Annotated in this window: 9 protein-coding genes; 5 read left to right on the top strand and 4 right to left on the bottom strand. The window is 44.4% G+C overall.

All coding sequences use genetic code 11. The features are described 5' to 3' along the window. From HMPREF9439_RS13350 to HMPREF9439_RS08300, 3 genes are all read right to left on the bottom strand, one after another. On the bottom strand, nucleotides 1-187 hold a 187-nt coding region (locus tag HMPREF9439_RS13350; protein WP_217176402.1), incomplete at its 3' end, for a hypothetical protein. Nucleotides 188-515: 328 nt separating this feature from the next. Next, nucleotides 516-1,292 carry a Rossmann-fold NAD(P)-binding domain-containing protein gene (locus HMPREF9439_RS08305; protein WP_008864513.1) on the bottom strand — a complete coding sequence of 259 codons (777 nt, stop codon included), beginning with the start codon at nucleotides 1,290-1,292 and terminating at the stop codon, nucleotides 516-518. Then, the gene (locus tag HMPREF9439_RS08300) at nucleotides 1,289-2,260 is read right to left on the bottom strand and encodes a LysR family transcriptional regulator (RefSeq protein WP_008811311.1); all 972 of its coding nucleotides are present in this window, start codon (nucleotides 2,258-2,260) and stop codon (nucleotides 1,289-1,291) included. The genes HMPREF9439_RS08305 and HMPREF9439_RS08300 overlap by 4 nt, the downstream gene beginning before the upstream one ends. Nucleotides 2,261-2,816: 556 nt before the next feature. Between HMPREF9439_RS08300 and HMPREF9439_RS08295 the strand changes: the two genes are divergently transcribed. From HMPREF9439_RS08295 to HMPREF9439_RS08285, 3 genes are all read left to right on the top strand, one after another. Continuing rightward, nucleotides 2,817-4,325 carry an APC family permease gene (locus tag HMPREF9439_RS08295; protein ID WP_021867638.1) on the top strand — a complete coding sequence of 503 codons (1,509 nt, stop codon included), beginning with the start codon at nucleotides 2,817-2,819 and terminating at the stop codon, nucleotides 4,323-4,325. A gap of 1,729 nt (nucleotides 4,326-6,054) precedes the next feature. Then, nucleotides 6,055-6,849, top strand: a complete 795-nt coding sequence (locus HMPREF9439_RS08290; protein WP_008811313.1) for a MetQ/NlpA family ABC transporter substrate-binding protein — start codon at nucleotides 6,055-6,057, stop codon at nucleotides 6,847-6,849. A gap of 14 nt (nucleotides 6,850-6,863) precedes the next feature. Further along, entirely contained in the window at nucleotides 6,864-7,655 is a 792-nt protein-coding gene (locus HMPREF9439_RS08285; protein WP_008811314.1) for a MetQ/NlpA family ABC transporter substrate-binding protein, read from the top strand. Nucleotides 7,656-7,795: 140 nt separating this feature from the next. Here the strand turns inward: HMPREF9439_RS08285 and HMPREF9439_RS08280 are convergent, their stop codons facing one another. Continuing rightward, a complete protein-coding gene (locus HMPREF9439_RS08280) occupies nucleotides 7,796-8,260 on the bottom strand; it encodes a hypothetical protein (protein WP_008864510.1) in 465 nt (154 codons plus the stop codon). A 789-nt stretch (nucleotides 8,261-9,049) separates the two neighbouring features. Here HMPREF9439_RS08280 and HMPREF9439_RS08275 point away from each other — a divergent pair. After that, complete coding sequence (locus HMPREF9439_RS08275; protein WP_008811317.1) at nucleotides 9,050-11,035, top strand: fumarate reductase flavoprotein subunit; 1,986 nt, start codon at nucleotides 9,050-9,052, stop codon at nucleotides 11,033-11,035. A 19-nt stretch (nucleotides 11,036-11,054) separates the two neighbouring features. Further along, a complete protein-coding gene (locus tag HMPREF9439_RS08270; RefSeq protein WP_008864509.1) occupies nucleotides 11,055-11,909 on the top strand; it encodes a fumarate reductase iron-sulfur subunit in 855 nt (284 codons plus the stop codon). Nucleotides 11,910-12,000: the final 91 nt, after the last annotated feature.

Below are 12,000 nucleotides of genomic sequence, written 5' to 3'. Positions count from 1 at the left end.
AGGGGTAGGTGAAAGCTTCCCCTACTCGATTGCGCTCGGCATGAGCGAACTCTACAGGGTGGAAGTCCCGAAGTGCAGGCGGTGGCGCCAAGCACATAGCCAGAGGCAAGACCTGAACCGCGAGGTTCCGGCTGAAGGAAGCCCGAGGCAAACCATAGACCTTGCGAACAGGAACGGTTTCAGGCAATTGTCGTCGGGTAAGACTGCAAAACAAGTCGAAGCCCTGACAACTGACTTCCTCAAAGGCAGGGGATGGTCGTGGTTGGGTTGTTTTAGGGGTTAACATGTTGAGAAACCGCTAAAAAAACAGAGTAACCTGGCTTACCAGACCGGGTGGGCAGTGGTGTGAGAGGGTGTTCGCTGAAAATCAGTGAAACCCTGCTCGATTACGTTCCAAAAACGGTTCAGTGATGGGAAATTTTCCGAGTTAGGATTTAGATTTTTGACTAACTATTTCTTAGCCTTCTCCAATTATTAGAAGAAGGCGAAAAGAATGCTTCCTGATACACAAGTTCTCAAAAGAGTTTTCGATGAACTAAAAAGGCAACGATTGTCTCTTCAACGCCCGTGCGCCAGCCAGGCAAAATCACATTGAAATTTTCCATAAAGGAAGTATCAAATTCTTCCGAAAGCGGAACCGGCTCTTCTTCGGCAAAACTGAGTTTTGCTAACTTATGGTTGGGCAGGAGGCGAGCCAATGTCGAGTGAATAAAGCTAACGAGCTCGAATAGAGAGGTTTCTCCGTTGGCCGCTAATTTATAAACACCATCAAAACCCGGGTTTGCCAGACATTTAAGAGCGGCAGCGACCGTCATCTGAACCAAAAGATGACGCCCGATAAGGCGAAGCGGTTTATTTCCTGAGACGGTTATCCGTTTGCGGGACAAAATTTTGTCTATCCAATCGGTAATTAAGTTTTTTGTGCTTGAACAATAGAAAACTTCAGGCAATCTAATAAGTAGATGTTCACAGCTGATGAAAGGCGGAATACTTTCTTCCGGCTGCAGCCAGCTGACCAAAAGTGCCTCCTTTGTCTCTAAGGCCTGAGAAAGAGCCGCTAAATAATTTGCGCTTTTTGATTCGAAAGACCTGCCCGAGAATCGAGGAACATAGAAAACTGCATCCGGCTGTATTAGCGTCAGGAATGCTGCAGCAAGTCCGGGATCATTTAACGGGAGCTCGAACTCGGTAGGCTTCCATAAATCGGAATTCTTTTTAAGCTCTGAGGAAAGATAAGGTTCAAAGATTTCCGACTCGCCAAGCTGGGCAAAGCTGTATTGAACCTTGGTCATACAGGGACCCCATCGACAAAATCTCCGACCCAAAGACCTTCATAACTGGGAGGTACCAGTCCGGGACAATGTTCAAAGTAGTCAATAAGCCAATGGACAAAGCGATTGACCGCAACTCTGTCTCGGTCTTTTCTGCTGATATAGATTTGCTGAACAGGAAATTTCCATTCCGGCAAGACTTCGCAAACGGTTCCGTTGGCCAGTTCGTCTAAATAGTAATAGACAGGACAATACGCTCCGATGCCTTTTGAACGCATAACAACCTGCTTAATACCGCCCGGATTATTCAAACGCATATGAGCATGGAAGTGCAGCGGGAAATAGTCGCTTCCTTTTCTTAAAACCATATTCCTTTCGCGGTTTCTGGAAAAGAAAGAAAAAATAGGGTGCTCCGAAAGATCGCGAGGAGAGCGAATCGGATATTTCAGCGAGTTTAAATACTGTGGGGTGGCCGCGAGCATGAAGGAAATGCCGGCAATCAACTTAGAATCGCGCGTCGGAATATTCAGAGGCGTCACCGAGAGCATGACGTCATAGCTGGTAATGGCGTCAGAAGTCATCAGCTCAACGTAACTTAATGACCTCATAGACACTGAAACATCCGGATTGAATTCCAGGTACTTAGAAATTGCGATCGGCATAATGATCTCAGAAAGACCGATCGGGCATGCGATGGTGATCAAGTCCCTGTCGTTATCTCGAGCAACCTGAAGGTCTTTGAACAAAGAGGCCGCATCAAAAACGATACGTCTCATGCGGGAATAGGCCACAGATCCGGCACTTGTGAGCACTAGCTGTTTACCTTTTCTCCGGAAAAGTTCTACGCCTAGGTCTTTTTCGAGCTTATTAATACGTCGGGAAATGGAAGAGGCTTCCACGCCGATCTCTTCCGAAACTTTGGCAATGGAACCACGGGAAACGATCTTAAAGAAAAGACGCCAGGTATCAAGGTCGGAAACAGTACTCACAGTTCATCCTTTCAGCTGAAATCCAGGTTGTAGTTTGTGTGTTTTTGTAACTAACAGGATTGGCAATTAGAACATTATAAATACGCTTATTTATTTGAATATAAACAAATAAAATTAAGGACAATTTGTAATATTTCTGTAAATTGCCTTTTTTGTCATCAATAACACTAAATTTTTGTCATTGTATCAACTGCGGTACTTAGGCACAATAACCATGTCGGACGTAACCAAGGTCCGACGGACATCTCCTGATTGGTTGTTAGATATAAACAGTCTGTTTTGGACTGTGCCTTCTTCAGAAAGAGAGAGCTGAAGAAGGTATTTTTTTGTCCAAAAACTGCCAGACGAAAAATATTCTCTTTATTTCTAGAAGATTCGAATTCTAATCCCGAAAATCTATAATTTTCCGGAATCAAAATAATTATTCTCGTTAGTCTTTGGTTTGTCCGAAGGAAGGCTATATAGCGGTCATTAGCTAGGAAATCGAACTACAAGATTCGTTATTCACGAAATCTCCGTCCTATATTGAAGAAAAAGAATCTTTCAGGAGATTTCAATGTCGCAAGAGAATCTATCGAATTCAGCCGGCCCCAGTTGCCTCAAACGAAGTTTTGGCATGCGGGAAGCGGTGACCATTACCGCCGGTTCTGTGATCGGTGTCGGTCTTTTTACAACCGGATCCAATGTAGTCGGAAACCTCGGTATCGAGGTAATCTTCGCCACCTTATTGGCGCTATTGGTAAGCATTTATCCTGCTCTTCTTTACGCAGAAATGGGGGCTGCACTTCCATATGCGGGCGGAACCTACCAATTTGCCTCGCTTGGACTAGGGAAGGCGGTAGGCGTTTTGGCCGGTTGGAATTTCATTATTTCGCTCGTTGCGGTTACCGGCGGTGAGGCGCTGGCCTTTAGTTATTACTTCAAAACACTTTGTCTTGCTTTCGGATGGCAAATTCCATTGTCTGATGTCGCGGTGGCGTTGATCGTCACGATCGTTTTCATTATTGCCAATGTCTTCGGTGTTAGGTTAACGGGCCGGCTGCAAAACGGCTTTATGTTCTTTTTCTGGGGCGTTGCTGCTATTTGGTTCCTGACAATGATCCCGAATATTGAACTGCCGAATTTTGTAAAGTCGCCGGAATTCATCGCAAAGGACAAAGACTTTACGTTTATCGGCGCCGTGTGCATGATCTGGTGGTGCTTTGCAGGCTTTGAAGCCTGTGTGGCGATGGGAGAGGAGATTCGTTTCCCGAAAATCAATATTCCTCGTGCCATGTTCTTGGCTCCGTTCGTCGTTTTCTGTGTGAACGCATTGTTCCAGTGGTATCTAATCGGTATTACACCGGTAGAGAAATTAGCATCTCTGGCAACGGCTGAAGCTCCTTATGCGGAAGCAATGAAGGCAGCCGGCATCCTAGGATTCCCTCTTGCCTTGCTTGCGGCCGGCATTGCTTTCGGCGGTGATTTCTCAACGTTAAACGCCTCTATTTCAACAACACCGCGTTATCTCTTTACGATGGCTAGAGACGGCGCAATGCCCAAGATTTTTGCAAAGGTCAGCCGCCGTTATCAGACACCTTACGTTGCGGTAATAACGCTGGGTGTATTGACCGTTGCTCTGATTGCAACTAACTCATTGCTTTACATTGCAGAACTTTCCTTATTCGCAGATCTTTTCTACTACGTTCTCGGAATACTGGCAGCTTGGGGTTTGCGGAAAAAGCATCCTGAATTAAAACGTTCGTATAAAGCTCCATTGATCATGGTCGGTGCTCCGGTCAGCGCTTTAATTTACTTATATATGATGACTGAGCTGAGTAATGAGGCTTTTTACACCGGCGTTATATGGTGTCTCCTCGGAATTGCTATTTACTGGTGCTGCTCTAAGTATTACGGAGCCGGCGCATCTTTTAAGTTGGATGAAAAAGCTTCCGGCGTTGATGAAATCCCGACACCGGAAGAAAAGAGGAGCATGGACCGCGAATATCATCTTTGGTGGTTCCTCGTAGGAGGATTGAGCATTGTTGCCACGCTGCTTTATTTACTACCGTATTTGATGCGCTAAGTTAACCAAAACGTATTTGAGCCTCGTCCTGAGTGACGGGGCTTATTTTTTAACTTGAATCGAAGAATTTTGGGGCCAATCTAAATACGAACTCAGAATTAGATTCTTGCTTAAAGGTGAAAGCGAGAAAGCTCCGGAAGGGGATCAAGGAAAAGAAGATTTCTTAAAAACAAATATCAGAAGTAATCCTAATTCTTTGGTGACGAAAGCGGATTAATAGAAATAAGACAAGTTGAAGTTGTAGTACGTAATCTTTTTTGAAGAAAGAACAAACCTTTGAAAAAGAGAGAAAGCATGTACCTATAGAAACAATACCAAGTTAATGCTCTGAAAGTGAGATTACAAACTTCTTTGAAAACTCGAAGATTTATCGATGGCATCAAAGTGTACTCATATGTTAGGGCAGGGAAGTGTATATTAAATAAAGTAAGTTTGTTTTGATTGTCATCAAAATTGAAAACTAAAATAAATATAAATATCCAGAAGTATTAAATTTAAATTTTTCACAGAATAATCATAACAACATTAAAAAAGTTTTCGGTATATCGTTTGAACAAAACATTTAAATTATTTAAATGTAAAAACAAGTTAGACAAGATAAATTCTTTCTATCTATTATTTAACTTCGTTTCGAGTAGAGCAGGGCAGGCTTTTTCTCATAACTTTCTTTGATAATCTGAAGACTATAAATACATTAATTTCCTGATTCTCTACCATAGAGATTGAAAATTTAATTTGTACAGCAGGAGGGAAGGCCGAGGTGTACATCAGAGAGCTTGGGAAGAAGTTACCGGAAAGTTGTCAACAGAGCGTTGTGAATATATAGAAATAGACAATTTCTTCGTATAAACAGATGGATAGATGAGTTTATAAAGACTTTTTACGAGCGATAAAAACTCGAAACAGGTTGATTTATTTACTGTATAAACAATCTATTAGAGAATGTTTCAATAGGTTAAATTAGATTAGGTCTTTATCTGAAAGAAGATTTGTTCACAATAAAAATCGTTAATTTACAAATAGTTAAGTAGATACTTAAAGGCTTCGTCATTCATACAGTATGATGTACTGTCAATATAACTGTATAGATGATTTATACAGTAAATGCGAGAGGATTGAGAGGGTGGTATCTTAGGTTACCCTGTTATACAAAAATACTCATACCCCTTTGTATAAACAAATAAAAACGTAAAAAAGGAATGAGGTCTCGTATATTTTTTTTAAGATTATTATAATCTAATGAAGAAAATGAATAATACAAATAATTAGGTAATTGTGAATTTAAATATACCTTTTAATCTTATTTATATCTCTTTTAAATATTTGACCGTTAAAATAAATTAATTATTATTACTATTGATAGTTGCCTTAAACAGGATTTAATTGTTTTCGTATTTCTTCTTATTGTTAAATCAAATTTAATTTTCTAACAAAAAAGTTAGATATAAATAGAAAAATAATTTTTAATGGCCTGCTTATTTCTAGCTGTAAGCCTTTTCTTTGCCATAGGAAGGAATTCGTCTGTTCCTATGCAAAACAATCCTTAACCTATTTATTTAATTGAGATATTCATTAAAAAATGAATTCTTATTCGCAGGGGTGAATCTGGATCTCAGAAGGCGTTTTGAAAATTCTTATCTTTAAATCGGCTTGCCTAAGCTTTTTTAGCTAAGATTTTTATGTTGTAATTTTCGAAACGACTATTTTTCTGATCCTTAGGAGATTCTTTATGCAACGCCGCCAGTTAATTAAAGGCTTAGCCGCCGGAGCAATTGTTTCTACTTTGCTTCCTGCATTTGCAGCAGAACCCGTAACCCTCAAAGTCGGAGCTTCTCCCCTTGTAACAGGAGATATTCTTGAGTTCGTAAAACCTGCCCTTGCCAAAAAAGGCATCAATCTCAAGATCATCGAATTTACCGACTATATTCAGCCGAATCTAGCTTTGGCGGATAAAGAAATTGATGCAAATCTTTTCCAACACAAGCCTTTCATGGATAAGTTCTGCCAGGACAGAGGTCTTAAGCTGACGGCTTTGCCTGGCATTTTTATTGCACCTATCGCTCTTTACTCTAAAAAGATCAAAGACGTTAAGGAATTAAAGAAGGGCGACACCATCACGATCCCTAACGATCCGACGAACGGCGGCAGAGCACTGCAGCTGCTTGCCGGAGCAGGTCTTTTAAAACTAAAAGAGGGTGTCGGGCATGCAGCAACAGTTGAGGACATCATTGATAATCCGTTGAGATTAAGAATCGTAGAAGTCGAGGCTGCGACGCTTCCGAGAACACTTGACGATGCTCGCGCAGCCGTTATTAATCAGACCTACGCGCTGCCGGCCGGCCTTAATCCCGTCAAAGACTCCTTACTCATTGAAAGTAAAGATTCTCCGTATGCAAACATGGTTGCTATCCGTACCGGAGACAATCGCCCAGAACTTGTTGAATTGAACAACGCACTTCACACACCGGAAGTAAAACAATTCATACTTGAGCACTACAAAGGATCTTTGATTCCATCCTTCTAACATTAGGACGCCCCATGAATAAACGCAATTTTTTGATTACTGCTGCACTCAGCGCCGCTCTCTGCTTTTTCGGTACTGCAAACGCCGCTGAGACCTTAAAGATCGGAGCTTCTCCGGTTCCGCACGCTGATATTCTGAAAGTGGTCCAGCCCGAACTCGCTAAAAAGGGCATTGACCTTAAGATTATTGAGTTCTCTGATTATGTTCAGCCGAACCTGGCGCTTTCTGACAAAGATCTGGATGCCAACTTCTTCCAGCATCTGCCTTATTTAGAAGCTTTCTCGAAAGACCATCGCTTAAATCTGGTGTCTGCAGGAGCGGTTCATATTGAACCGATGGGCGTTTACTCCAAGAAAGTAAAGAACTTGACTGATCTGAAAAAAGGTGCCTCTGTCGCCATTCCTAATGATCCGACAAACGGCGGAAGAGCGCTTCAGGTTCTTGCTGCTGCCGGCCTGATCAAAATGAAAGACGGAGTCGGTGTGAACGGAACTCCTCTGGATATCACCGATAATCCGAAGAGAATCCGTATCGTCGAAGTGGAAGCAGCAACACTGCCTAGAGCTTTGGACGATCTAGATGCGGCCGTTATCAATTCTAATTACGCCCTCGGCGCTAAGTTGAACCCCACAAAAGACGCGATTGCCATTGAAGCCAAAGATTCTCCTTATGCAAATGTTGTGGCAGTGAGAGCAGGGGATGAAAACAAACCAGCTATTAAGGAATTGATGAGCTCTCTTCATTCGCCCGAAGTTAAGAAGTTTATTGGGGACAAATATAACGGAGCCGTTGTTCCGGCTTTCTAAGTCGCTAATCGGATGGACGTCAAAGCTGAAGAATCTTGAAAATTACTTCTGACGGTTTATCCATTAGCGGACAAAGGGAAATCCTTCCATTTTGAGACAACAAAAAAACGGCCTTGCGGCCGCTTTTTTGTTGTTAATGACTATTGAAAGGAGGGTGTCATACCGAAGCGACTGAATTCTCTTTCCTGTTCTTCGATAAGGTCTTTACCGTCTAATTCAAAATTCTTTTCGATATCGATGTCTTCAATGAGAAGACGATTTTCGCCTTTAGATGTCAGTCTAGCCCAGAAAATAGAGCCGGCCGCATCCTTCATTCTGACTTCTGTTTTACCGATGCGATTTAATTGTGCTTCTTTAACCTGAAAAACTGCTTGGTCTACGATCAAGTCCCGAAGAAGATAACCGGCTGCAATACCCAGCGTAGCAGCGATGCCCTCACCAATCTTGGAAATGATTCCGCTCTTTTCAACCGTGACCCAGCCGCTTTCTCTCCGCGTGGAGCAGAAAACACATTCATTCGTTTCTTCGGTATATCCAAAAGTCTGATTAATGTCTTTATCGGCAGTTTCTAAAACCTGTAAAGCGCCGTTTGTGTACTTAGACATTTTTCATTTCCCTTAATTAAATTTCATTGAACTTTCGTCTTGGTCGCTATATTGAAACAAAGCAAAGAAAGGGACAATAGCGTAAACCCCCAGCAGAACTCACTTTGAGCCAAATTATGGAAAAACCCTTAAGTGATTGGCGAAACAAATTAGGAGGTTTCCCTTAGAAATGCCCATTTTGACTGAAAAATTAGTTCGCAGGGCAAATAAAAAAACATAAAAAAAGAAAACCAAAATGGGGCGGAAAATAGGGAGGGTGAATAAAATTACTGTGTTACCGTTTTTACAATTTAAGAAAGACACGAACTAGAGTCGTGAAAATTCAGATGATTCCTTAAGGTTGTTGTAAGAAAGAGACAGCTCAAAATTATCGTCATATTGGTGAAAACACCTATACAACTTTGGATATTCCATGTTAATCGTACAAATTGAAAAAAACAGTAAATTGCAAAAAGGGTATTTTATTCCATTAAACCAACAAATTAAGACCAATTCACTATAGGTTGGAAGGGTAAGAAAAAGACAAAATTCATCCTTTTTTTCAATTTTTCATTAAGTGAAACTACTTAGTTTTGTTTTTGACCTCTTTAAATCCATTGTCTTTTGTCCGAAGTTGTTCTAAATTTCAGCTCAACAGTTTTAGGTGCAATTGTTTTTCATGGTCAACCCTAATAGGTAGCGGATTTGACAGAGAAATTATTCGCACCTGAATTTGTTGGTTTTTTACCCCATGCTGCCGAAAGGTGCCACCCGTCTTTTCGGTTAACTTGGATCAAGGAGATCTACTAAATGAAAGTTATTTATACGGATGTACTGGTCATCGGCGCAGGTCTTGCCGGTCTGCGTATGGCCGTCGGTGCCAAACGCCGCGGACATGATTCCATCATCCTCTCTCTAGTTCCCCCTAAACGTTCCCACTCCAAAGCCGCTCAGGGCGGTATGCAGGCTTCTCTGGCCAATGTGATTAAGGGCGTCGGCGACAATGAGGATGTCCACTTCGGCGACACCGTTCGCGGTTCCGACTGGGGTGCAGACCAGGAAGTCGTTCGTATGTTCGTTAATACTGCTCCTAAAGCTGTCCGTGAACTGGCTGCTTGGGGCGTGCCCTGGAGCCGTATCACTCCGGGTGACCGTCAGGTTATTATCAACGGCGAAAAAGTTACTATTACCGAACGTAAAGAAGCAGCCGGCCTGATCGGTCAGCGTGACTTCGGCGGTACAAAGAAATGGAGAACCTGCTTCGTTTCCGACGGTACCGGCCACGCTATGCTGAACGCTGTTTCCGATCGCGCTATCGCTCTCGGTATTCCTATTCACGAACGTGTTGAAGCCATCGCTTTGATCCACGACGGTTCCCGCTGCTACGGCGCTGTCGTTCGTGACCTTATCACTGGTGAACTCATCGGTTACGTTGCCCGAGCTACTGCTATCGCAACCGGCGGTGCAGGTAAGATCTTCCGCGTTTCTACAAACGCTCAAATCTGTGAAGGTACCGGCCACGCTATCGCTCTGGAAACAGGAGTTGCTATGTGCGGTAACTTGGAAGCTGTTCAGTTCCATCCGACGGGTATTTTCCCGGCCGGTATTCTGGTTACTGAAGGCTGCCGCGGTGACGGCGGTCTGCTTCGCGACGTCGACGGCCATCGCTTCATGCCGGACGTTGAACCTGAAAAGAAAGAACTTGCCTCTCGTGACGTCGTTTCCCGTCGTATGGAAGAACGTATTGCTCAGGGCAAGGGCGTTAAGAGCCGCTTCGGTGAACACCTCTGGCTCGACATCACGCTGCTCGGTGAAAACCACATTAAACACAACCTTCGTGAAGTTTACGAAATTTGCCATTACTTCCTCGGCGTTGACCCGACGAAGGATTGGATCCCGGTTCGTCCGGCTCAGCACTACACCATGGGCGGTGTCCGCACCAACCCGAACGGCGAATCTCAGACTCTGAAGGGCCTGTTCGCTGCCGGTGAAGCTGCTTGCTGGGATATGCACGGCTTTAACCGTCTCGGCGGTAACTCCGTTGCTGAAACCGTTGTTGCCGGTATGATCATCGGCGAAACAATCGCTGACTTCTGCGACAAGCCTGAAAACGCCATCGACATTCCGACCCGCGTTGTTTACGACTTCATCAAGCGCGAACAGTCCAAGCTGGACGCCTTCGTTAAGAACAACGGCAAAGAAAACATGGCTGAGATCCGCACTCGCATGCAGGAAATCATGACGACTAAGGTCGGTATTTTCCGCGAAGGCGAAAAACTCAAGGAAGCTGTCGAAGAACTCGAAGACCTCTACAAGAAGAGCTTCAACGTTGCTGTTAAGAACCAGCCGGGTGCCAACCCTGAGCTTGTTTATGCTTACAGAACACAGAAGATGCTCCGCGTCGCCCTCGGTATGGCTCTCGGTGCTTCTCTTCGTACAGAATCCCGCGGTGCTCACTTCCGTGTTGACTACCCTGTTCGTAACGACGCTGAATGGTGCAAACGTACACTCAGCACATGGAAGAACGAATCCGACACTCTTCCGACAATTACTTACCAAGACCTCGACATCTCCAAGATGGAACTTCCTCCGGGCTGGCGTGGTTACGGTGCTAAGAACTACATTGACAACCCCGAAACACCTGTTCGTCAGAAACAAGTCGACGAAATCCGTGCCAAACTGGAATCCGAAGGCGCAGACCGCTTCGCTGTCCAGAATGCACTGATGCCGTACCTGCAGCTTCTGCCCGAAGATCTCCGCGGCAAGAACGAACGTATTGACGAACCCCTGTCTTAATCTTTGGAGTTGAAATTAAATGGCTGATACAACACAACAGATGGCTGCTGCTGAAGAGAAAAAAGAAGATGCAGTTCCCCAGCAGGCGAAAGCTCATCGCATGCTCCAGGTAAGCATTCTTCGTTACAACCCGGCTGATCCGGATAGCGTTCCTCACCTGCAGACTTACTCCGTTTCCGAAACGGACTCTATGACTCTCTACATTCTCTTGAATGAATTGAGAGACACACAGGATCCTTCCCTCCAGTTCGACTTCGTTTGCCGTGCCGGTATTTGCGGTTCCTGCGCAATGCTCGTTAACGGTAAACCGACTCTGGCCTGCCGCTGCCTGACAAGAGATCTTCCGGATCACTTCACTCTGGCTCCGCTTCCCGGCTTCGAACTCATCGGTGACTTGTCTGTCAACACAGGTAAGTGGATGCGCGGTATGTCCGAACGTATCCAGTCCTGGTGCCACCTTAACGATGACAATGTCAATCTGTCTAAGATTGAAACCCCGATGGATCCGCATCTGGCCGAAGAAATCTACCTGCTTGACCGCTGCGTTGAATGCGGCTGCTGCGTAGCTTCCTGCGGTAACTTCCGTATGCGTCCTGACTTCGTCGGTGCTGTCGCTATCAACAAGATCTCTCGTTTCCGTCTGGATCCGCGCGATCACCGTAATGATGCCGACTACTACGAAATCCTCGGTACTGAAAGCGGAGTTTTCGGCTGTATGTCCCTCCTGGCTTGCCACGACTTCTGCCCGAAAGATCTGCCTCTGAAGACTCAGATTGCTTTCATGCGTCGTAAGATGGCCGAGCAGGGCATCATGGGCAAAGAAGAGCCCAGCCTCAAGAGAGTCATTCCTCTTCGTGAGCTCAAGCTCGACTAATCCCATTTTGTAACAAAACGTCCTAGCAAGACCTAAACCCCTACCTTAATCGGTAGGGGTTTTTGGTGTGCTCGGCATGAGCATTCTCTAT

Source organism: Parasutterella excrementihominis YIT 11859, assembly GCF_000205025.1.
In the GTDB taxonomy this organism is placed as follows: Bacteria; Pseudomonadota; Gammaproteobacteria; order Burkholderiales; family Burkholderiaceae_F; genus Parasutterella; species Parasutterella excrementihominis.
This window is presented reverse-complemented; position numbering and strand designations above follow the sequence as displayed.